The organism is Brevibacillus sp. NSP2.1, assembly GCF_000470975.2.
GTDB lineage: Bacteria > Bacillota > Bacilli > Brevibacillales > Brevibacillaceae > Brevibacillus > Brevibacillus agri.
In genome coordinates, this window is sequence record NZ_CP048274.1 from 2,392,852 (window position 1) to 2,414,872 (window position 22,021).

The following is a 22,021-nucleotide window of genomic DNA, read 5'->3' on the forward strand; positions in this document are numbered from 1 at the left end:
GATTTGTGTGATACAACGTCATACGTGTGATAACGGTCTTAGAATTGTGACGGAACGTATTCCGTCTGTTCGCTCTGTTGCGCTAGGCATCTGGGTGGGGACCGGTTCGAAATATGAGAACGAGAAAAACAACGGGATTTCCCATTTTCTTGAACATATGTTTTTTAAAGGAACGAGTACGCGCTCTGCGAAAGAAATCGCGGAGACTTTTGACGAGATCGGCGGAAACGTAAACGCCTTTACTTCCAAAGAATATACTTGCTACTATGCGCGGGTGCTCGACCAGCACGCTCCGATTGCGCTGGACGTGCTGGCCGACATGTATTTCGACTCCGTATTCGATCCGGAGGAGCTGGAAAAGGAAAAAAACGTGGTCATCGAAGAGATCAGCATGTACGAAGACACGCCTGACGATCTCGTCCACGATTTGATCGCAAAAGCGACTTACAGCACGCATCCGCTCGGCTATTCGATTTTGGGAACGGAAGACGTGCTGCGCAGCCTGAAGCGTGATGACCTGCTCAGCTACATCAACGCCCACTACCTCCCGACGAACACGGTCGTAACGGTTGCCGGCAATTTTGACGACAGCCTCATTGAAGAGATCAAAAAGCGTTTCAGCGGCTTCGAGCGACCAGGCAAGCTCGCGCCTTTAGCGGAGCCTGCGTTCGCGGCAAACGCGATCGCCCACAACAAAGCTACAGAGCAAGCGCATCTGTGCCTGTCGCTGCCGGGCTTCAAGGTGGGGCATCCGGACGTTTACTCGCTCATTTTGCTGAACAACGTCCTGGGAGGCAGCATGAGCTCGCGGCTGTTCCAGGAAATTCGCGAGGAGCGGGGGCTTGCCTACTCGGTCTACTCGTACCATTCCTCCTACAAGGAAGCGGGCACGTTTACCGTCTACACGGGCACGGCGCCTGAGCACGTGGGGCAGGTGTTCGATATCGTGACGAACGTCTTGCGCGATGTGGCCGATCACGGCATCACCGACAAGGAGCTGAACAAAGGGAAGGAACAGTTGAAAGGTAGCCTCATGCTCAGTCTGGAGAGCACCAACAGCCGGATGAGCCGCCTCGGTAAAAATGAGCTGCTGCTGGAGCGCCATCTCAGCCTCGATGAAATTATCGCCAAAATCGACCGTGTCTCGCACGAATCGGTCCTGGCTGTAGCGCAAGAGCTGTTCCGCTCGAAGCTGGCGATGGCGATGGTAAGCCCGCTGGATGGATACCCGTCCAATGTGAAAAACGATCTGTTGCTCTAATAGCTTCCTCTGTGAAAAATCCGGCATAGCCCGGATTTTTTTGCGTATATCAACAGTAACGTACACAAGGACAAAGGGGGGCTTCTCCATGCGGCTTAGCGAACTGGGCGGGAAGGAAATCATCGGTTTGGACAACGGGGAAAAAATGGGGGTCATCAGCGACTCCGACCTCGTCATCCACCCGGAAAACGGCGTCATTCAGTCGATCATTTTGCCCGGCGGCAGCTTCTTTGGCTTCGGAAAAAAACGGGAGGACCTGGTTATCCCGTGGAGCTCGATCGTGAAAATCGGTCCGGACATGGTCATCATCTCGCTTGCGCAGGTAGAGACACAAGCTACGCAAAAGTAGGCGGGGGTGTCACCGAAGTAGCGGGAGTCGAATAGGATGGGGGTAGACCGCATGGATTTCCGTCAACTTTTTCAAGAGGAAAACCTTTGCGTTCCGATCATTTAATGCAGTAAAATGTGTGGAAAGGGGAACGCAGCATGCTAACGGGCATACATGTTGCCTTCATTGGCGGAGACGCTCGCCAGTTGGAAGTCATCAAGCGATGCATTCAACTGGACGCCAGTGTCACGTTAGTTGGCTTCGACAACCTGGAAAGCAATTTTACAGGGGCAACGAAGAGACCATTAACATGCGATGTGTTGAAAGACGTGGACGCCCTCATCCTGCCCATCGTAGGAACCGATGACCAAGGCTTTGTGGAAAGCATCTTTTGCTCGAAACAATTGCAGCTTCTGGATCAACACGTGGAAAGCTTGCCGAAGCATTGCGTGGTATATACGGGAATGGCAAAACCTTACCTGAAAAAACTGTTGGCATCCAAGCAGACTCCCCTCGTGGAGCTGCTGGATCGCGATGACGTAGCCATCTATAACTCCATCCCGACGGTGGAGGGAGCACTCATGATGGCGATTCAAAATACGGATATCACGATTCATGGATCTCAGTCAATCGTTTTGGGATTAGGTCGAACAGGTTTGTCTATGGCCCGGGCCCTGCATGCACTGGGAGCGCGTGTTAGAGTGGGGGCTAGGCGTCAGGAACACTTGGCACGCATCTATGAGATGGGATTGACTCCCTTCCCGATCAGTGAGCTAAAGCAACAAGTCACGAATGCTGATTTCATTTTTAATACCGTCCCGCAGTTACTCCTCACGGCAGAGATCATTGCGCAAATGCCGCAATCGGCGTTTATTCTCGATCTTGCCTCCAAGCCGGGAGGGACAGATTTTCGATACGCCGAAAGACGAGGCATCAAAGCGCTTCTCGCTCCCGGATTACCTGGAATCGTTGCACCGAAAACCGCAGGGCAGATTTTGGCCCAGATTTTGTCGCGTCTCATTGCGGAGCAGAGGAGAACCAGGGGGGAGTCAACATGAGCATGCTGCAGGGAAAGACCATTGGCTTTGGATTGTCAGGATCGCATTGCACGTTTGAAGAAACCATGCCGCAAATCAAGCGGTTTGTGGACGCCGGAGCGAGAGTGATTCCGATCGTTTCGAATACGATCATGACGACGGACACGCGCTTTGGAACCTCGCAGAGCTGGCAACAGCAGCTCAAGGATTTGACAGGGGAGGAACTGATTTCGACGATTCCCCAGGCAGAACCTTTGGGACCTTCAAAATTGTTGGACGTGATGGTGATTGCTCCCTGCACGGGCAGCTCGACCAGCCGTCTGGCAAATGCCATCACCGACAGCGCGGTACTCATGGCGGCCAAGGCGACCATGCGCAATTTGCGACCGCTTGTCATCGCAATCTCCACCAATGATGGTCTGGGATTAAACGCTGCCAATATTGCCAAGCTGTTGGCGGCGAAGAATATCTATTTCGTGCCGTTCGGGCAGGATGCTCCGGACAAAAAGCCAAACTCGCTCGTTGCCCGCATGGACCTGTTACTGGAAACATGCGAGGCGGCATTGGAAGGTAGGCAATTGCAACCCTTGCTCATCGAAAGATTCAACTACTAAACCAAACACAAAAAAACAATTCACCTGCTTTTCGCGATTAGGAGGAGAGTAAGAGATGGCTAACCAACTGACTTACAATGTAGCAGTAGTCGGTGCGACTGGCGCAGTCGGACAACAAATGATTCGCTTACTGGAAGAGCGCAACTTCCCGATTAAACAGCTCAAGCTGCTTGCTTCCGGACGTTCTGCCGGCAAGACAGTCACGTTCAAGGGACAAGAAGTTGTCCTGGAAGAAGCTACTCCTGAGAGCTTTGCGGGAATCGATTTTGCCCTGTTCAGCGCGGGAGGAGGCGTGAGCAAGGAACTGGCTCCTCACGCTGTGCGTCACGGCGCCGTCGTAATCGACAACACCAGCGCATTCCGGATGGACCCGGATGTGCCGCTCGTTGTGCCAGAGGTGAACATGGACGCCGCTCTCGCTCATAAAGGAATCATTGCGAATCCAAACTGCTCTACCATTCAGATGGTAGCCGCTCTGAAACCCTTGTATGATCGTTTTGGAATAGACCGCATTATCGTTTCTACTTACCAGGCAGTGTCTGGTGCCGGCCAGTCCGCAATCAACGAGCTGCGCGACCAGAGCCGCGACGTTCTGGACGGAAAAGAAGCAGAATGTCATGTCCTGCCTGTAGGAAAACTGCCTGTTCACCATCAAATTGCCTTCAACGCGATTCCGCAAATTGATGTGTTTACTGACAACGGCTTTACTTACGAAGAGATGAAAATGGTCAATGAAACCAAAAAAATCTTCGGTGATGACACTGTGCAGGTTTCTGCCACATGCGTACGCATTCCGGTCGTTTACGGACACAGTGAGTCAGTTTACGTGGAGCTGAAACAGGATTACGACCTGAACGAGGTAAGAGCTCTCCTGGAGAACGCCCCAGGCGTTGTGGTGGTAGATGCGCCGCAAGAACAGCAATATCCTCTGGCTACGGATGCTACCGGCAAGCTAGATGTGTTTGTCGGCCGCTTGCGTCGTGATCTCCATCATCCTCGAGGACTGCATATGTGGATCGTTTCTGACAACCTTCTCAAAGGTGCAGCATGGAATACAGTACAAATCGCTGAAGAACTCATCAAAGCAAGAGCATAGGGGAGAGGTTTGTGAAGATTCTCGTCCAGAAGTTCGGTGGTTCTTCCTTGACGACGGAAGATTGCCGGATGAGGGCAATCTACCATATAGAAAAAGCGATCGACGAAGGCTATGCCCTCGTCGTTGTCGTATCGGCCATGGGGCGCAAAGGCGACCCGTACGCAACCGATACACTTTTGCAGTTGGTTCGCAGCAATGGGAACCAACTGCCTCGCCGCGAGATGGATATGCTGATGCATACAGGGGAGATCATCTCCGCGACTGTCATGTGCAGCATGCTCAATTCCCGCGGCATCAAGGCTACTATCTTGACTGGCGGCCAGGCCAACATCGTGACGAGCGACGATTTTACGAATGCGCAAATTATGTCGATTGACCCGAGCCGCATTTTGCAAGACCTGCATGCAGGCCAAGTCGTGATCGTGCCCGGCTTCCAGGGGCGGACAGAGAATTGGGAAATTACGACGCTGGGACGCGGTGGCAGCGACACGACAGCTACAGCTCTCGGCGTTGCCCTGCAAGCGGAGATGGTAGACATTTTTACGGATGTAGAGGGCATCATGACAGCGGACCCGCGCATCGTCGAAGAAGCGCAGCCGCTCGAAATGGTGACGTACACCGAGATTTGCAACATGGCTCACCTGGGAGCAAAAGTGATTCATCCGCGGGCGGTAGAAATCGCGATGCAGGCCAACGTGCCGATTCGCGTTCGCTCTACGTTTTCGGACGACCCTGGCACACTTGTGACGACCATGCTGGAGATCGGCAAGAAGGGGTATTCGGTTCAGGACAGGGTCGTCATAGGGATTGCCCACGTGCCGAACATTACCCAGATCAAGGTGGCCAACAAGGAAGGCTACTACGATACACAACTGCAAGTATTCAAAACGATGGCAACGAATAACATCAGTGTCGATTTCATCAACGTGAATCCGCTGGGGGTTGCCTACACCGTTCACGACGAGATGGGACCGAAAGCAGCGCGGCTCTTGACAGATATGGGCTACGAACCGCAACTGCTGCCGCATTGCGCAAAGGTTTCCGTCATCGGGGCAGGAATGACAGGAGTGCCGGGCGTCATGGCACGAATCGTTGAGGCTCTGACGCAAGAAGACATTCAGATTTTGCAATCGGCCGACTCCCATACGACCATTTGGGTACTGGTGCATGAGGCGGAAATGGTGCGGGCCGTACGTGCCTTGCATCAACAGTTCAATCTGCATGCCCACCATATGTGAGCACTCTTATTTTCATTTTTGATGCCTACTGATTACAACAAGAGGAGTTGGAAAGCTAGTGGCACGTTTTGGTCGGCTGGTTACCGCCATGGTAACGCCTTTTAATGAACAATTACAGATTGATTTCGATAAAACGGAGCGCCTGATCGATCACCTGATTGCCAACGGGACGACAGGCATCGTACTGAGCGGAACGACAGGCGAGTCGCCGACGCTCTCCCGCGCTGAGAAGCTGGAACTGTTTCGCCACGCCGTTGCGTATGCAAAAGGCAAGTGCCACATTATCGCCGGAACGGGCAGCAACGACACCGCGTCCAGCATCGAGTTCACCCAGGAGGTTCAGTCCATCGGCGTAGACGCTGTCATGGTTGTGGCTCCTTACTACAGCAAGCCGTCCCAGGAAGGTCTGTACGCTCATTTCAAAGCATTGGCAGAGTCGACGGACCTCCCTGTCATGCTGTACAACGTACCTGGCCGCTCGGTTGTGAACATGACGGCAGAGACGACCTTGCGTCTGGCAAAGCTGCCCAACGTCGTTTGCATCAAGGAAGCTTCCGGCAACCTGGGGCAGATGGCGCAAATTATCGAGCATGCTCCGGAAGGCTTCGAACTGTACAGCGGTGACGATGGCTTGACGTTGCCCATCCTGTCGATTGGCGGGGTAGGCATTGTCAGTGTGGCGAGCCACGTTGTCGGCCCGCAAATGACCGAGATGATGGACGCCTTCTTCCAAGGAAAACACGCGGAAGCGGCGAGCATTCACCGCAAACTGATGCCTGTGTTTGAAGGGCTGTTCGCGTATCCGAGCCCGGGGCCGACCAAAGTCGCGCTGGAAAAGCTCGGCGTTTCCGTGGGGGGAGTACGTCTGCCATTGGTGGAGCTGAACGAACAGGAAAAAGCATTTGTTCACTCGTTGTTTGCCTAACTGAAAAAAGCACGAGATGCGTAAAAGAGCCATTCCACAATTGGGATGGCTCTTTTTCCTTGTGTTCGGGTTTTCACTTCGGGTATAATGAAAATAAGTGATTTGGGGCGGTTTTTTTGAGTGGACATGACAACTAAATATAGGAGGTTACACGTTTGGCAAAGTCGAATCACTCTGTTCTCATTTTCGCCCTGGGCGGAGTCGGCGAAATTGGGAAGAATATGTATGTGGTACAAAGCGGGGACGACATCGTAGTGATTGATGCCGGATTGAAATTCCCGGAAGAGGAAATGCTGGGAATTGACATGGTGATTCCGGACATCACCTACTTGGAAGAGAACCGCGACAAAGTTCGGGGTATCATTATTACGCATGGACACGAAGATCATATCGGCGGCCTCAGCTATGTGCTGAAGCATTTGAAAGTCCCGGTTTATGCGACAAAACTTACCCTCGGCCTGATTGATGCAAAATTGAAAGAAGCGGGTATTCTAAACGAAACGAAGCGAGTATTGATTAACAGCGATTCAGAGGTCGTCCTCGGAAAAATGAAAGCGACTTTTTTCCGGGTGAATCACAGTATTCCGGATTGTGTGGGAGTATGCCTGGAAACGCCTGAAGGCTACGTCGTCCACACAGGAGACTTCAAGTTCGACCAAACACCGATCAACAACCAGGCTGCCGATCTGGCAAAAATGGCCATGATTGGCGATCGTGGTGTATTGTGCTTGCTGTCTGACAGTACGAATGCGGAACGGCCTGGATTTACCGGATCGGAACGCTCTGTCGGCATCGCGATCAAAGACGTCTTCAGCAAGGCGACGGGACGAATCGTCGTCTCTACCTTCGCGTCGAACGTGCACCGCATCCAGCAAGTCGTGGATGCAGCCGTGCAGTTCAACCGCAAGCTGACAGTTGTCGGCCGGAGCATGCAAAACGTCATCAATATCAGCAGAGAGCTGGGCTATTTGTTCGTTCCGGAAGGCTTGATTGTCGAGAGCGACGAAATCAACAAGCTGCCTGCTGAGCAAGTCGTTATTTTATCTACTGGAAGCCAAGGAGAGCCAATGTCTGCGCTCACACGCATGGCCCGATCCGCCCATCGGAAAATTGACATCCTTCCAGGAGATACGGTCATTATTGCAGCGACCCCGATTCCGGGAAATGAAAAGTATGTAGCGCGCACGATTGACCAGCTTTCAAGAATTGGCGCTGATGTGATTTATGGCGGCCATGGACCTAACGGAACCGTCCACGTCTCCGGTCATGGCAGTCAGGAAGAACTGCGACTGATGCTGAATTTAATGAAGCCTAAGTACTTTATTCCCGTTCACGGCGAATACCGGATGCTGAAAATGCATTCCTTGCTGGCTGAACAGGTGGGCATTCCAGAGGAGAACATCTTTTTGCTGGATAACGGCGACGCGGTGGAAATCTCCGGGGGCCGGGCGCGTTATGGCCCGAAAGTCCACGCAGGCAATGTCCTGATTGACGGCCTGGGTGTCGGCGATGTTGGAAACATCGTACTTAGAGATCGCAAATTACTGTCCCAAGACGGCATACTGGTAGTTGTCGTTACACTCAGCAAACAAAATGGCACGATTTTGTCTGGTCCAGACATCATCTCTCGCGGTTTCGTCTACGTGCGTGAATCCGAGGAGCTGCTGGATGAAGCGAATCGCATAGTGACCCAAACACTTGTCAAGTGCATGGAAGAAAATGTAAACGAATGGTCATCCCTCAAAAACAACGTAAAAGAATCATTGGGACGTTATTTGTACGAGCAAACTCGTCGCCGTCCGATGATCTTGCCGATTATCATGGAAGTGTAAGGCTAGGAAAAGAGTCAGGAATCCCCCAAAACAACGGGGTTCCTGGCTTTTTTTGGTCTTTCGCGGCGCATGATTTTCCCATCTGCTATCCATACTACAGAGGAAAGGGAGGGAGGATCATCCATGTCGAAGCAACCGTACAACCAATTTTTAAATAGGCCGCCTTTTACAAGCTCACTGGCGAACAACGACAAAGGCGCAGCCTCGGAAAGCACGCCTCCGGACGGACAGGAGCCTGCTGCTACGCCGCCTGCGGAAGCGCCAGCCCAGGAAGATCCGAAGAAAAAGCTTCTGGACTCGATCAGCCAATTGGGGCAAACGAACGTACCGCAGTTGGAAAGCAATATTTATTGTATGACCATTATCGGACAAGTAGAAGGGCATATTCAGTTACCGCCGCAAAACAAGACGACCAAGTACGAACACCTCATCCCGCAACTGGTTGCAGCCGAGCAAAACAGCAAGATCGAAGGAGTTCTCGTCATTTTGAACACCGTGGGCGGAGACGTGGAAGCAGGACTCGCGATTGCCGAGATGGTAGCCTCGATGTCCAAACCTGTCGTGACCCTTGTTCTCGGCGGCGGTCACAGCATTGGCGTTCCGATTGCGGTTGCCGGCACGTATTCGTTTATTGCGGAAACGGCGACGATGACGATTCACCCGATTCGGCTGACCGGACTCGTGATCGGCGTTCCGCAAACCTTTGAATACTTGGACAAGATGCAGGATCGCGTCGTCAGCTTTATCGCCCGTCATTCGAATATTTCCGAAGAGAAGTTTCGCGAGCTGATGACGCGCACAGGCGAGCTGACGCGTGACATCGGAACGAATGTCATCGGCGTCGATGCCGTCAAGTACGGCTTGATCGACGAGGTCGGCGGTCTGGGCAAGGCGCTGAAAAAACTGAATGAGCTGATTGAAAAAGCAAGAAACGGGGAGGGGCGGGTTCTTCAATGATTTTATACTCGATTATCCCGACGGAGACGGTTTTTGCCAACATGGACCAGGTGGAAAAGCAGGAACTGGAAGAGATTACGAACGGCCATGCGACTATGCTGGTGGAGCGGACCGGACCGTATGAGGGAAGAATCGTCAGGCTGATTAGCCCGGACCCGCAAGACTATTTGAAAGCCCATTACGCCCCCGGACAAAAAGTTCAGTTTCACCCCGAATGGCTCGTCTAAGAAGTCCTGTATTTCTATGAATTTCCTGTGTTATACTAATGATGTACGAACAGCAGCCGAACAAAATACGGCTGCCTTTTTACCATTTTTGTACATAGCGTTAGTGAGCACAGAAGGAGGCGTGCCATTGAGTAGGAGAAAAAGAGAGCGGTCACAAGCGGCATTGGCCTCGGTTGTCAAAATAGAGCTGCTCGGATTGCTCATTATTGTGCTGTCCTTGATCGGACTTCTGGAAAGCGGATGGCTGGGCAAAAATATTCTGGCGTTTATGTTCCGGTTCGTTGCCGGCTCCTGGGATTTTCTCATCCCTGTGCTGATGATCGGAATGGCTGTCCACATGATGTTTACGAGACAGGCGCCGCGGCTCACCTATCGCGTGCTTGGGATTGCGCTGATCGGTGTAGCGATCCTGACGTGGGACCATATGATTTTGTACAAGCAGATCACGGCTGACGGCAAATTCGCCGAGCAGAGCATCATTCGGGTCACATGGGACAGAATTTGGCTCGATCACAGCCAAAAAGTGTCCACGACCGGAGTGGGCGGGGGCATGGTGGGGGCGCTTTTCTTCGCTGTCACAAACGGCCTCGTCGGAACGATCGGGACTGGCTTAATTATCGTCTTTTTGTTTCTCGTCGGTCTTATGTTTCTGTTCAATCTTTCTTATGTGAACATTTTGATGTTTGTCCGGGACAAAATCGCACTTTTCTACGGCAAGGCGAAGGAGACGGTCAAAGACTCCGTGCAGCTTTTGCAGGAAGAGGGCGAGCGCCGGAAAAAAGAGGCGAAGGAAGCGGACGCGCAGCGCAAGCAGAAGCTGGCAGAAGCTGGCGAGCCTGACCCGGATGCGATTTCTGTGCGAGAGCTGAAGGCGAACTTCGACGAGCAGGCAGCGGAGCAGCCTGTCATTCCTGTCATTCACGATTTTGCCGACCGGATCGCGATGGAAGACGATGGGGGGCCGGCAGAGCCTGCGCAAACGCCCAAGCCTGTTGCCGCACAACCGAAACAGGAAATTACGTTTGCCCTGGAAGGCGACGAAGAGATTTTCGGGACGCTGGAGACGGCAGAAGAACAGCCAGCGGTGCCATATGAGCTGCCGAGCTTGCAGATGCTGTCCAGACCGCGTTCAACGGGAACGGCCAAAGATGTGGACCACACCTCGAATGCGCTCAAGCTGGTGCAAACGTTGAAAAGCTTTGGCGTAAGCGCGACGGTTTCCGAAGTGCATCGCGGCCCGGCCGTCACCCGCTACGAGGTGCAGCCAGCCACGGGGGTAAAAGTGAGCCGGATTGTCAGTTTGACAGACGACCTGGCGCTGGCGCTTGCAGCCAAAGACATTCGCATCGAGGCGCCGATTCCAGGCAAATCGGCGATCGGTATCGAGGTTCCCAACTCCGAGGTAGCCGTCGTGTCGCTTCGCGAAGTGCTGGAATCGCCGCAATATCAGGATGCGCCAGGCAAATTGACCGTTGCTTTGGGCCGCGATATTTCGGGCCAGCCGATCGTGGCCGATCTGACGAAAATGCCGCACTTGCTGGTGGCCGGAGCTACGGGCAGCGGGAAGTCAGTCTGCATCAACGGCTTGATTATGAGCATCTTGTTCAAGGCGAAACCGGACGAAGTCAAGCTGATGATGGTTGACCCGAAAATGGTCGAGCTGAACGTTTACAACGGCATCCCGCATTTGCTGGCCCCGGTCGTGACAGATCCGAAGCGGGCTTCGGTCGCGCTGAAAAAAGTCGTGGCCGAAATGGAGCGGCGCTACAACCTGTTTGCGAAAACGGGCAGCCGCAACATCGAGATGTACAATGCGCAAGTGCAGGGCCCGCCTTTACCGTACATCGTCGTCATCGTCGACGAGCTGGCTGACCTGATGATGGTCGCCCCAGGCGAGGTCGAGGACGCGATTTGCCGCCTCGCGCAAATGGCGCGCGCTTCCGGCATTCATTTGATTATTGCGACACAGCGTCCTTCTGTTGACGTCATCACAGGGGTCATCAAGGCGAACATCCCTTCCCGGATCGCCTTTGGCGTCTCCTCGATGGCGGACTCCCGCACGATTCTCGACATGGGCGGAGCGGAGAAGTTGCTGGGCAGAGGCGACATGCTCTCCTTGCCGATGGGAGCCTCCAAGCCGATTCGCGTGCAAGGCGCCTTCGTCTCTGACAAGGAAGTCGAGGAAGTTGTCCGCTTTGTCAAAGAGCAGCAGGAAGTGCGCTACAACGAAGAAATGATTCCGGGAGAAGTGCAGGAGGAGCAGCAGGCTGTCGTGGATGACGAGCTGTACGATCAGGCTGTCCAGATCGTGTCAGAAGCGCAAACGGCCTCGGCCTCGCTTTTGCAGCGGCGTTTGCGGGTAGGCTACACGCGCGCGGCCCGGTTGATCGACATGATGGAAGCGCAAGGAGTCGTCGGCCCGTACGAAGGGTCGAAGCCGCGAGAGGTCCGTGTGCCTCGTCCTTCCATCGAATCCAATATTTCCTAAATCCCTTGACTTTGCTGGTGTCGTGCAACTGGCAAAGTCATTTTTTCTGGCCGCAGTTAAAAATATTTGACTTGCATGATGGACGACCCTCATGTAAAATTTTTAACAGATTGAGGGGAATTGTTGTTATCACGTCTCATGAGAATCAGAGGTCTGACGTCCTACCTGTTGGGATGGCTAGCGGACAACAGGAGTGAATTGACGATGAGCATCAAAGGGAATGTTCGATCACTTTTCCTCTTGGTTATGGACAAAATCAAGAGTGATATCGAAACCGGACAACTGCGTCCCGGTGAACGCCTCCCATCCGAAGCCGAACTATCCAAGCAGTTAGGCGTAAGCAGGGCAACCCTTCGCGAGGCGCTCCGTCTTCTGGAAGAAGAGAAAATTGTCATTCGCAGACACGGTGTAGGGACATTTATCAATTCCAAACCTGTTTTTTCAGGCGGAATTGGGGAACTCTTTAGTGTGACGGATGCAATTGAACGCCAAGGATACACAGCAGGAACGATGATCCTGAAGACGTACTTTGGCGAGGCAGGAGACGAGGAGCGGAAAAGCTTGGCCTTGAATCCGGGCGAAGGCGTGCTGACGGTAGAGCGCATTCGGACGGCCGACGGCGAACCAGTGGTCTACTGTATCGACCGTATTCCTGCGCGCTTGGTGCCAGAAGGCTACACGGCTGGCGGGGAGTCCATTTTCAAATGGCTGGAGAGCGCTACAGGGGTGCGAATTTCGTATGCAGTGGCTCACATTGAACCCATGGGCTACAATGAAAAGGTTTCCAATCTGCTGCACTGCGACAAATCTACACCATTGCTCTTGCTCAAGCAGATTCATTACGACGAAAGTGAAAAGCCGGTTTTATACTCCCATAACTACTTCAGAGCTGACAAAATTCACTTTCACGTCGTGCGGAGACGGTTGTAATCGTGGGGGAAACCTCACTCAACAATTTTCATCAACCAAAAACAGGGGGTAATCTCAGATGAAGAAAGTTCTATCCGTGCTTTCTGTGGCAACACTCAGCCTGTCGCTTGTTCTTGCTGGCTGCGGAAGCAAACCAGAAGCACAACCTCAAGGTCAGACTGGCGCAAGCAATGGCGGCGCTGAAGGCGGTGCCAAAACAGCGATCCGAGTTGGTATGGTTACGGACGTTGGCGGCGTAAACGACAACTCCTTCAACCAAAGTGCCTGGGAAGGTCTGCAACGTTTCCAAACCGAGCTGAACCTGCCAAAAGACAGCGTAAACTATCTGCAATCCACCAGCGATGCTGAGTATGTACCTAACCTGACTCAATTTGTAAAAGACAAATGGGATCTGACTTGGGGTATCGGTTTCCTGATGGGCGATCACCTGAAAAAAGTAGCTGACGAAAACAAAGATGCGAAACTGGCGATCATTGACGCGGAAGTAGATGCGCCTAACGTGGAATCCGTTCTCTTCAAAGAGCACGAAGGTTCCTTCCTCGCTGGGGTAGTAGCAGCGAAAATGACCAAAACGAAAACAGTCGGTTTCGTTGGTGGCGTTGAAATCCCGGTTATCAAACGTTTCGAAGTTGGTTTCGAAGCAGGGGTAAAAGCGGCTGATCCTAGCGTTAAAGTAATCAAAGTGTACACAGGTGCATTTGACAAGCCTGACCTTGGCAAATCCACTGCTTCCCAAATGTACGGTCAAGGCGCTGACATCATCTTCCACGCTTCCGGCGGTACAGGTGATGGCGTATTTAACGAAGCAAAAGACCGCAAAGCTAAAGGCGAAAACGTTTGGGTAATCGGTGTAGACAAAGACCAATCCCTGACATTCGGTGACGAGATTACTCTCACTTCCATGGTAAAACGCGTTGACGAAGCTGTATTCCGTGTATCCAAAGACCTGTCCGAAGGTAAATTCGAGGGCGGTAAAATCAAATGGCTCGGTCTTGCTGAAGACGGTGTAGGCTTGGCTTCCACTTCCAATAAGAACGTTCCAGAAGACGTACTGAAGCTGGTTGAAGAATACAAGCAAAAAATCGTTAAAGGCGAAATCTCGGTGCCAGACAAGTAAAACGATGAAGCGGCAAATGGACAAGGCTGGTTCTAGGAACTGGCCTTGTTCTTTACCTTCACACTAAACCCAAAAAAATGGGGTGAGCATGGTTGAGTTCGGTAAAAAAAGTAGTTGAGATGCGAGGGATTACCAAGCGGTTCCCGGGGATTGTGGCAAACGACAACATCACGCTTTCTGTCAAGCAAGGCGAAATTCATGCGCTTCTCGGCGAGAATGGCGCAGGCAAGTCGACGTTAATGAACATTTTGTTTGGCCTGTATCAACCAGATGAAGGCGAAATCCTCATCAACGAAAAAGTAGTGAAGATTACAAGCCCTAACGTTGCCAACGAGCTTGGCATCGGGATGGTGCACCAGCATTTTATGCTTGTGGAGACGTTTACGGTAACAGAAAACATTGTATTAGGAAACGAACCGAAAAACGGGTTGCAAATAGATATCCAAAGCGCTGAAAAAGCGGTGGAAAAGCTGTCAAATCAATACGGGCTAAAGGTTGATCCTAGAGCAAAGATTCAGGATATTTCAGTAGGGATGCAACAACGCGTAGAGATCTTGAAAACGCTTTACCGCGGGGCCGACATCTTGATTTTTGACGAGCCGACTGCTGTTCTTACCCCTCAGGAAATTCATGAACTCATCGAAATCATGCATAACTTGGTCAAAGAGGGCAAGACCATCATCCTGATTACCCACAAGCTCAAGGAAATCATGGCCGTCTGCGACGCCTGCACGATTATCCGTCGCGGGAAAGTGATTGACTCCGTGCTGGTTAAAGACACGAACCCGGACGAACTGGCAGCCAAAATGGTGGGGCGCGAAGTCAACTTCCGCGTGGATAAAACCGCGGCGAAGCCGAAGGAAACCATCCTCGCTGTCGAAAACCTCACCGCCATGGGCAACCGCGGCGTCAATGCGCTGAACAATCTCAGCCTGGAAGTGCGGGCGGGCGAGATTTTGGGGATTGCAGGCGTAGACGGCAACGGGCAGAGTGAACTGATTGAAGTTTTGACCGGGTTGCGGAAAGCAACCAGTGGCCGTGTCCTTCTCAATGGCAAAGACATTACGAACCAGTCGCCGCGGGATATTTCCGAATCGGGCTTGTCGCACATTCCGGAAGACCGTCATAAGCGCGGATTGGTTCTCGATTTTACCATGAGCGAGAATATGGTGTTGGAAACGTATTTCCACCCGACGTTTAACAAAAACGGCTTTCTCGACTATGGCGCGATTGACAAGCATGCGGCCAAGCTGATTGAGGAGTTTGACGTGCGCACGCCGTCGATCTACACGCCAGCGCGAGCATTGTCCGGAGGGAACCAGCAAAAGGCGATTATCGCCCGGGAAGTGGACAAGAACCCGGATTTGCTGATCGCGGCGCAGCCTACACGCGGTCTGGACGTAGGGGCGATCGAATTTATTCATCGCCGTCTGATCGAGCAACGCGACAAAGGCAAAGCGGTTCTGCTGCTTTCCTTGGAGCTGGATGAGGTCATCAACGTCTCTGACCGGATTGCCGTGATTTATGAAGGTAGCATTGTAGGAATTGTCGATGCGAAATCGACGAGCGAGCAAGAGCTGGGCTTGATGATGTCCGGCGGAAAACGAATGCCTGGAGGAGGAAACGATGAATAAAGTGATTGCCGTCTTTACAAAAGAATCGTTCCTCGTTCCTGTCGTCGCGATCATTCTCGGCCTGCTGACCGGGGCGATCGCCATGCTGGCAGGCGGCTTCAACCCGATTCAGGCTTACATGGCCCTGATTGAAAAGGTATTCGGAAGCGCGTATAACTTCGGGGAAACGATCCGGCAGATTACACCGCTGATCTTTACGGGTCTTGCAGTGGCGTTTGCCTTTCGGACAGGACTGTTCAACATTGGGGCAGAGGGGCAGTTTATTGTAGGGATGATCGCTGCGACGACAGTAGGGGTTTCTTTTGATCTTCCTGCTTACATCCACGCTCCTCTCGCTGTGATTGCAGGTGCGGTAGCAGGCGGCCTGTGGGGCTCGATTGCCGGTTACTTGAAAGCCGCTCGCGGCGTGAACGAGGTTATCACCAGCATCATGCTGAACTGGGTCGCGCTGTACTTGGCAAACTGGGTCATGAATGCGTTTTTCATCCCGGCCGGACAACAGCGTTCGGAAATGATTAAGGAATCATCCATGATTACGATTAGCTGGCTCTCGCAAATGTTTGACAGTGCCCGCTTGCACTGGGGAACCTTGCTTGCTGTGCTTGCCGCTATCTTTTTCTACGTCATTCTTTGGAAAACGAAGTCCGGCTACGAATTGCGTGCCGTAGGTCTGAATCCGCACGCTTCCGAATATGCGGGGATGAACGTAAACCGCAACGTCGTCAATGCGATGTTCATCGGCGGCATGTTCGCGGGGATTGGCGGCGCTTGCGAGATTTTGGGCGTGTTCCATTACCAGGCGATCATGACTTCGCAGCCAGGCTATGGCTTCGACGGTATCGCTGTCGCGTTGATCGGCGGAAATACGCCGCTTGGCGTCGTGCTTGCCGCCATCTTGTTCGGGATTCTCACTTTCGGGGCAGCCGGCATGAAGTTCGGCGCTGGCGTGCCTGTTGAGCTGATCCGTGTCGTAATCGCTTCGGTCATCTTCTTTGTGGCGGCGCACGGCATCGTGAAAATTTTTGTCAAACCAATCTTGAAGAAGAAAAAGGAAGGTGGAAACTGATGGATTGGGGAGTCATTCTTAGCAACCTCGTTCATGATACCATCGTGTTTTCCACTGCCCTGATTTTTGCCTCTCTGGGCGGGCTCTACTCCGAGCGCTCTGGTGTCGTGAATATTGCGCTGGAAGGCATGATGATTATCGGTGCCTTTACAGGTGCCGTCATTACGTACGCGTTCCAAGATTCGCTGGGAGCATTCGCTCCGTGGATCGGCTTTATTTTGGCGGGGATCGCCGGTTCGATTTTTGCCCTTCCGCACGCTGTCGCTTCCGTTACCTTCAAAGCGGACCAGACAGTCAGCGGCGTGGCCTTGAACTTTTTGGCGGCAGGTCTGTCCGTGTACTTGACCAAAATCATCTTTAACGGCGCGGGCCAGACAACGACCTTGTCCAGCGTCTTTGCTAAGTGGGAAATTCCGCTTTTGCACGACATCCCGTATTTGGGACATGCTATCTTTGAAGCGTATCCGACGAGCTATTTGGCGTTTATCGCGGTCTTTTTGACCTGGTACCTGATCTTCAAAACTCCGTTCGGCTTGCGTCTACGCGCGGTCGGTGAGCATCCGCGCGCTGCTGACACGGTAGGGATCAACGTGAAAAGAATGCGTTATACCGCTGTCATGATTAGCGGTGCGCTGGCTGCTTTGGGCGGGGCGACAATCTCGCTGACGACGACGAGCAACTTTTCCCATAACACCGTATCCGGCCAAGGGTTTATCGCGATTGCCGCGTTGATTTTCGGAAAATGGCATCCGGCCGGAGCGATGGGCGCTGCCTTGTTCTTCGGGGTTGCCCAAGCGATCAAGTCTTTGGTGCAGATTTTCGGACTGACCAAGTTCATTCCGACCGAGTTTATTTTCATGCTGCCGTACGTACTGACTATTTTGGTCATGGCTGGTCTGGTTGGACGCTCCAACGCTCCTGCCGCACTGGGCAAACCGTACGATACCGGCTCTCGTTAAGGATCAGTTGACATAATTTGCGTCTGGAACCCGTTCCTTTCCGTATGCGATAATTTTTCTTGTGAGATTGCGCGGGGAGGGAAAGAAATGAACTGCTGGCTACATAAGCGCAGCCGTTTACGTTCTGCCGGGATTCTGGGCGCTTTTTTTGCCTGTCTTGGTCTGTGGCTGTCTGGCGGACTAGCCAGTACGGCAGCGGCAAAAGAGCCAGGTCCGGTCATATCGCTGGTAGTGGATGGCAAAGGGGTGGAGTCTGACGTTTTGCCGCTGCGCCAAAACGGACGGATGCTCGTGCCGATCCGGGTGATTGCCGAAGCGACAGGGTCGCAGGTCGAGTATGATGCCGAGCAACAGCGCGTGTCTTTTGGCCAAAAAGGCAAGCATGTCTCGCTCGATGTCAACAGTCGGCTGGCGTATGTGAACGGGGAGCGGGTTACGCTGGAGGCGCCGCCGATTATCGTCAATCAACGTACGCTCGTGCCGCTGCGCTTCGTCAGCGAGGCGCTCGGCTACCAGGTGGAGTGGGACGCGACGTCGTCCGTGGCGCACGTGCAGACAAAGCCTGTGGAGGATCGTGCCGTCACGGTAGAGGAAGCCGCCAATCCGTACGTGGTGCAGCCAAATGACACGCTCGGGGCCATTGCGCTTCGCCACGGGACGACGATGAGTGCGATCAAGAAAAACAACTACTTGTCCAGCGATCAACTGACGATTGGGCAAATTGTGTTTTTGCCGCACGCGGCGAAAAAAGCGGAGCATCCTCTGGCAGACAAGGTCGGAAATAAACGCTTGCTCGGTCAGGAATACTTGTTTCCGTTCAACGATGCGAGCTGGTACGAGCCGTATGGCGACAGCTTCGGTTCCGATCGCGAATGGACGGAGAGCCACAACGGCAGTGTCCGCAGGCATGAAGGCATCGACATCATGGCGCCAAAAGGGACGCCGATCTATTCGGTTTCGGACGGGACGATCAATCGCGTAGGCTGGAATACGTACGGCGGCTGGCGGATCAACATTACCGATAAAAACGGGCAGTTTCGCATGTATTACGCCCACCTCAGCGCCTACGCTCCCGGCCTTCGCGTCGGGGGGACGGTCAAGGCAGGACAGTTGATCGGATTTGTCGGAGATACAGGCTATGGCGGTCCAGGTACGGTGGGGATGTTTGCGCCTCATCTGCATTTCGGGCTGTATCGGAATGACAACGGACGAGCTGTCGATCCGTACGACTACCTTCGTTACTGGGAGCAAAACAAAGTGGTAAGCTTGTTTGGGTAATGGGACAGACTATACGGTAAGGAATCCTGACGAATAGGAGGGCTTTTCGTATGTGGATCTGTCCATACTGTGGAGGAAATCACGGCTTGCCTTTTCACGACGAGCAGTTGGAGGGCGTGCTTTGCCTGTCTTCTGATTGCGGCCGGTTCGTGGAAGAAGGCGTCACTTCGGAAGACACCAGAGATTGGGATTATATGGATATGTAGCATCGAGAGCGAGCACGCGCCCGAAAAGGCCGGCTTGCTCTTTTTCTTTTTCGCGAAAAAAACGCAGGAACAGCCGGACGCCAAAGGACGAAAGCGAGGAGTCTTACGGCGGGCCGCAGGCGCATACGATGGAAAACAGGCAGTTATAATGGAAGATTCTGATGAAAGATGGCCTGCCAATTGGTTACAATAGAGAAGTATAAGCAGATGGAGAAGGGAGAAGTTGCCATGAAAGCACAGACGTCTGAGATCGCGTTTCAAAGCTCCCAAATGAACGGGATGAACGTACATATTCTTCCGACCGCCAAATTCAAGACTACGACGATCGTGACGATGATTGAACAGGCTCTGTCGGAGGAACACGTGACCAAGACCGCGCTGCTGGCGAACGTCATGAAGCGGGCGAGCGCCCGTTTTCCGGAGACCAAGCTGTTGCGTGCGCACCTCGACTTTTTGTACGGCGCCATTTTTGATGTAGATGTCATGAAAAAAGGCGAACGGCAAATCCTGCAAATTTATATGGAGGTGCCGAACGAGAAGTACTTGTCTAAAGAGGACGCGCTATTGGAGCAGGCGATTCAGTTCGTCGGCGACATGCTGGTGCGGCCGTATGTGCAAAACAATGCGTTTGCCGAGAAGTATGTGACGCAGGAAAAAGAAGCGCTGCGAAAGCGGATCGAGAGCCTGATTGACGACAAGATGAAGTACGCCAATCAGCGCGTCACAGAAGAGATGTGCAAAGGAGAGCCGTTCTCCCTGCTGGTCCAGGGGCGAGTGCAAGACTTGCCGGCGATCACGGGCCAGGAGCTGTACCGCTATTTTCAGGAAATCACCACAACCAATCCGATCAACATGTTTGTCGTCGGGGATGTCGAGCCGCAAACAGTGGCCGATGCGATCCGCACGCACATCCCGCTTGCGCGCAAGGCAGCGGGCGAGTTGCAGCTCGGTGGCGCGACCAAGCAAGTTGCGGAAGAAAAGGAAGTCGTCGATCGCCTCGATGTGAACCAGGCCAAGCTGAATATCGGCTGCCGCACGCAGGTGACGTACAAGGATGACGACTATCCGGCCTTGCTGTTGTACAACGGCATTTTGGGCGGATTCCCGCATTCCAAGTTGTTTGTCAATGTCCGGGAAAAAGAAAGCCTCGCTTACTACGCTGTATCGCGCCTGGAGAGCCATAAAGGAATCATGATGATTATGTCCGGCATCGACGTCGGCAAATACAAGCGCGCAGTCGAGATCATCAAGGAACAGTTGGAGCAGATGCGGGCAGGCAATATTTCCGAGGAAGAGCTGACGCAGACGCGAGCTACCTTGTCCAACCAGTTTCGCGAGCTTTTGGACAGCGCCCGCGGCATGATTGATTTCACTTACAACGGCGTGATTAGCGGCCGCAAGCGCAAGCTGGATGAACTGCTCGCGGGAATTGAGCAGGCCGGCATCGAAGACATCAAACGGGTGGCGAATAAGGTAGCGATCGATACGATCTACTTGCTGCGCGACAAGAAGGGAGAGGCGTAATTATGCAGACGACTGTTTTTGAGCAAGTAAACGAAACCGTCTACCACGAAACATTGGACAATGGGCTGCAAGTTTTCCTGGTTCCCAAGCAAGGCTTCAGCAAGACGTACGCCGTATTTACCACACGCTATGGCTCGATTGACAGCCACTTCAAGACGCGCAGCGGCGAAGAGATTAATGTGCCGGACGGAATCGCGCATTTTCTTGAGCACAAAATGTTTGAGAAAAAAGATCGCGACGTCATGCACGAGTTCAGCAAAAACGGAGCCTCCTGCAACGCGTTCACCAGCTTCAACCGCACCGCTTACCTTTTTTCGTGCACAGACAAGCTGGACGACAACCTGAATCTGCTGCTCGATTACGTGCAGGAGCCGTACTTCACGGATGCCAGCGTGGAAAAGGAGAAAGGGATCATCGGTCAGGAAATTACGATGTACGACGACAATCCGGACTGGAAAGTGTACATGAATCTGCTCAAGGCGATGTACCAAAAATATCCGATCAACATCGAAATCGCGGGCACGATCGAAACGATCTCGCACATCACCAAAGAATACCTCTACCAATGCTATGAAACGTTTTACCATCCGGCGAACATGCTGCTTCTGGTCGTAGGCTCGTTTGAACCGGAGGCGATCATGAAGCTGATCCGCGAGAACCAGACGAAAAAGGAATTTCCGCCCGCTCCGCAAATTACCCGGGTATTTCCCGAGGAGCCTGCCGCACCGGCTCAGGAAAAGATCGAAGCGTTTCTCACCGTCGGTCTGCCCAAGTGCATGATCGGCATCAAGGAAAAGGAAACGGGACTGACCAAAGAAGCGTTGCTGCGCAGAGATTTGACGACGAAGCTCGTGCTGGATATCGCGTTTGGCACCAGTTCAGCCATTTACGAGCGGCTGTATGAGAGCGAGCTGATTACGGACAGCTTTGATTTTGACTACAGCAGCGAACAGGACTACGCCTATACGATCATCGGCGGAGACACGCCCGACCCGGATCGGCTCGTGGCGACGATCAAGGCAGAAATCGCGCAGCTCAAGCAAAAAGGGATCGGCCAGGAGGAGTTCGAGCGGGCCAAGCGGAAAAAGATCGGCCATTTCCTGCGCTCGCTCAACTCCGTGGAGTTTATCGCCAATCAGTTTACGAGCTTCAAGTTCAACGGAAACGATCTGTTCTCCGTGGTGCCAACGTTGGAGTCAATTACACGCGAAGAAGCGGAGACGCGCCTGCAGGAGCATTTTCTCGAGGAGCAAATGGCGGTATCCATCGTGCGTTCCGCTTCGCCGCAGGAGTAGAACATGAGC

General features: G+C 53.0%; 20 protein-coding genes. All 20 read left to right on the plus strand.

The annotated features are described in order from the left end of the window. Window positions 1-7: 7 nt before the first annotated feature. The 20 genes from M655_RS12055 to yfmH all read left to right on the plus strand — a co-directional run bounded on the left by M655_RS12055 (window position 8) and on the right by yfmH (window position 22,012). Complete coding sequence (locus tag M655_RS12055; protein WP_007786849.1) at window positions 8-1,261, plus strand: M16 family metallopeptidase; 1,254 nt, start codon at window positions 8-10, stop codon at window positions 1,259-1,261. Window positions 1,262-1,349: 88 nt separating this feature from the next. Further along, window positions 1,350-1,610, plus strand: coding sequence for a YlmC/YmxH family sporulation protein (locus tag M655_RS12060; RefSeq protein ID WP_005834144.1), 261 nt, complete (start codon window positions 1,350-1,352; stop codon window positions 1,608-1,610). Window positions 1,611-1,747: 137 nt separating this feature from the next. Further along, on the plus strand, window positions 1,748-2,647 hold the full coding sequence (gene dpsA / locus M655_RS12065) for a dipicolinate synthase subunit DpsA (RefSeq protein WP_005834142.1): 900 nt from the start codon (window positions 1,748-1,750) through the stop codon (window positions 2,645-2,647). Further along, a complete protein-coding gene (locus M655_RS12070; protein ID WP_007786853.1) occupies window positions 2,644-3,240 on the plus strand; it encodes a dipicolinate synthase subunit B in 597 nt (198 codons plus the stop codon). Before dpsA ends, M655_RS12070 begins: the two co-directional genes overlap by 4 nt. A gap of 55 nt (window positions 3,241-3,295) precedes the next feature. Beyond that, window positions 3,296-4,336, plus strand: coding sequence for an aspartate-semialdehyde dehydrogenase (locus tag M655_RS12075; protein WP_005834140.1), 1,041 nt, complete (start codon window positions 3,296-3,298; stop codon window positions 4,334-4,336). Between the two features lie 11 nt (window positions 4,337-4,347). Then, a complete protein-coding gene (dapG, locus tag M655_RS12080; protein ID WP_026557312.1) occupies window positions 4,348-5,574 on the plus strand; it encodes an aspartate kinase in 1,227 nt (408 codons plus the stop codon). A 58-nt stretch (window positions 5,575-5,632) separates the two neighbouring features. Next, entirely contained in the window at window positions 5,633-6,499 is an 867-nt protein-coding gene (dapA, locus tag M655_RS12085; RefSeq protein ID WP_005834137.1) for a 4-hydroxy-tetrahydrodipicolinate synthase, read from the plus strand. Between the two features lie 155 nt (window positions 6,500-6,654). After that, complete coding sequence (locus M655_RS12090) at window positions 6,655-8,331, plus strand: ribonuclease J (RefSeq protein ID WP_026557311.1); 1,677 nt, start codon at window positions 6,655-6,657, stop codon at window positions 8,329-8,331. A gap of 123 nt (window positions 8,332-8,454) precedes the next feature. Next, entirely contained in the window at window positions 8,455-9,288 is an 834-nt protein-coding gene (locus M655_RS12095) for a ClpP family protease (protein WP_005834133.1), read from the plus strand. Next, window positions 9,285-9,515, plus strand: coding sequence for a YlzJ-like family protein (locus M655_RS12100; protein WP_005834131.1), 231 nt, complete (start codon window positions 9,285-9,287; stop codon window positions 9,513-9,515). Before M655_RS12095 ends, M655_RS12100 begins: the two co-directional genes overlap by 4 nt. 121 nt (window positions 9,516-9,636) lie before the next feature. Then, window positions 9,637-12,003, plus strand: coding sequence for an FtsK/SpoIIIE family DNA translocase (locus M655_RS12105; protein ID WP_035422725.1), 2,367 nt, complete (start codon window positions 9,637-9,639; stop codon window positions 12,001-12,003). A gap of 204 nt (window positions 12,004-12,207) precedes the next feature. Beyond that, on the plus strand, window positions 12,208-12,933 hold the full coding sequence (locus M655_RS12110) for a GntR family transcriptional regulator (RefSeq protein ID WP_005834128.1): 726 nt from the start codon (window positions 12,208-12,210) through the stop codon (window positions 12,931-12,933). Between the two features lie 58 nt (window positions 12,934-12,991). After that, complete coding sequence (locus M655_RS12115; RefSeq protein WP_005834125.1) at window positions 12,992-14,050, plus strand: BMP family ABC transporter substrate-binding protein; 1,059 nt, start codon at window positions 12,992-12,994, stop codon at window positions 14,048-14,050. A gap of 119 nt (window positions 14,051-14,169) precedes the next feature. Next, window positions 14,170-15,684 carry an ABC transporter ATP-binding protein gene (locus M655_RS12120; protein WP_174435221.1) on the plus strand — a complete coding sequence of 505 codons (1,515 nt, stop codon included), beginning with the start codon at window positions 14,170-14,172 and terminating at the stop codon, window positions 15,682-15,684. Continuing rightward, window positions 15,677-16,750 carry an ABC transporter permease gene (locus tag M655_RS12125; protein WP_026557310.1) on the plus strand — a complete coding sequence of 358 codons (1,074 nt, stop codon included), beginning with the start codon at window positions 15,677-15,679 and terminating at the stop codon, window positions 16,748-16,750. The genes M655_RS12120 and M655_RS12125 overlap by 8 nt, the downstream gene beginning before the upstream one ends. Further along, window positions 16,750-17,709 carry an ABC transporter permease gene (locus M655_RS12130; RefSeq protein WP_005834119.1) on the plus strand — a complete coding sequence of 320 codons (960 nt, stop codon included), beginning with the start codon at window positions 16,750-16,752 and terminating at the stop codon, window positions 17,707-17,709. The genes M655_RS12125 and M655_RS12130 overlap by 1 nt, the downstream gene beginning before the upstream one ends. 87 nt (window positions 17,710-17,796) lie before the next feature. Continuing rightward, entirely contained in the window at window positions 17,797-18,987 is a 1,191-nt protein-coding gene (locus M655_RS12135; protein ID WP_026557309.1) for a stalk domain-containing protein, read from the plus strand. Between the two features lie 50 nt (window positions 18,988-19,037). Next, window positions 19,038-19,193, plus strand: coding sequence for a hypothetical protein (locus M655_RS12140; RefSeq protein ID WP_167333252.1), 156 nt, complete (start codon window positions 19,038-19,040; stop codon window positions 19,191-19,193). A 228-nt stretch (window positions 19,194-19,421) separates the two neighbouring features. Next, a complete protein-coding gene (yfmF, locus tag M655_RS12145) occupies window positions 19,422-20,717 on the plus strand; it encodes an EF-P 5-aminopentanol modification-associated protein YfmF (RefSeq protein WP_007786875.1) in 1,296 nt (431 codons plus the stop codon). A 2-nt stretch (window positions 20,718-20,719) separates the two neighbouring features. Next, a complete protein-coding gene (gene yfmH / locus M655_RS12150; protein ID WP_005834111.1) occupies window positions 20,720-22,012 on the plus strand; it encodes an EF-P 5-aminopentanol modification-associated protein YfmH in 1,293 nt (430 codons plus the stop codon). Window positions 22,013-22,021 lie beyond the last annotated feature (9 nt).

Excerpts from the sequence above, each read along its gene's own strand:
- M655_RS12060 (WP_005834144.1), top strand. The coding sequence starts at position 1,350 with ATGCGGCTTAGCGAACTGGGCGGGAAGGAAATCATCGGTTTGGACAAC.
- dpsA (WP_005834142.1), top strand. The coding sequence starts at position 1,748 with ATGCTAACGGGCATACATGTTGCCTTCATTGGCGGAGACGCTCGCCAG.
- M655_RS12070 (WP_007786853.1), top strand. The coding sequence starts at position 2,644 with ATGAGCATGCTGCAGGGAAAGACCATTGGCTTTGGATTGTCAGGATCG.
- M655_RS12075 (WP_005834140.1), top strand. The coding sequence starts at position 3,296 with ATGGCTAACCAACTGACTTACAATGTAGCAGTAGTCGGTGCGACTGGC.
- M655_RS12095 (WP_005834133.1), top strand. The coding sequence starts at position 8,455 with ATGTCGAAGCAACCGTACAACCAATTTTTAAATAGGCCGCCTTTTACA.
- M655_RS12100 (WP_005834131.1), top strand. The coding sequence starts at position 9,285 with ATGATTTTATACTCGATTATCCCGACGGAGACGGTTTTTGCCAACATG.
- M655_RS12110 (WP_005834128.1), top strand. The coding sequence starts at position 12,208 with ATGAGCATCAAAGGGAATGTTCGATCACTTTTCCTCTTGGTTATGGAC.
- M655_RS12115 (WP_005834125.1), top strand. The coding sequence starts at position 12,992 with ATGAAGAAAGTTCTATCCGTGCTTTCTGTGGCAACACTCAGCCTGTCG.
- M655_RS12120 (WP_174435221.1), top strand. The coding sequence starts at position 14,170 with ATGCGAGGGATTACCAAGCGGTTCCCGGGGATTGTGGCAAACGACAAC.
- M655_RS12125 (WP_026557310.1), top strand. The coding sequence starts at position 15,677 with ATGAATAAAGTGATTGCCGTCTTTACAAAAGAATCGTTCCTCGTTCCT.
- M655_RS12130 (WP_005834119.1), top strand. The coding sequence starts at position 16,750 with ATGGATTGGGGAGTCATTCTTAGCAACCTCGTTCATGATACCATCGTG.
- M655_RS12135 (WP_026557309.1), top strand. The coding sequence starts at position 17,797 with ATGAACTGCTGGCTACATAAGCGCAGCCGTTTACGTTCTGCCGGGATT.
- M655_RS12140 (WP_167333252.1), top strand. The coding sequence starts at position 19,038 with ATGTGGATCTGTCCATACTGTGGAGGAAATCACGGCTTGCCTTTTCAC.
- yfmF (WP_007786875.1), top strand. The coding sequence starts at position 19,422 with ATGAAAGCACAGACGTCTGAGATCGCGTTTCAAAGCTCCCAAATGAAC.
- yfmH (WP_005834111.1), top strand. The coding sequence starts at position 20,720 with ATGCAGACGACTGTTTTTGAGCAAGTAAACGAAACCGTCTACCACGAA.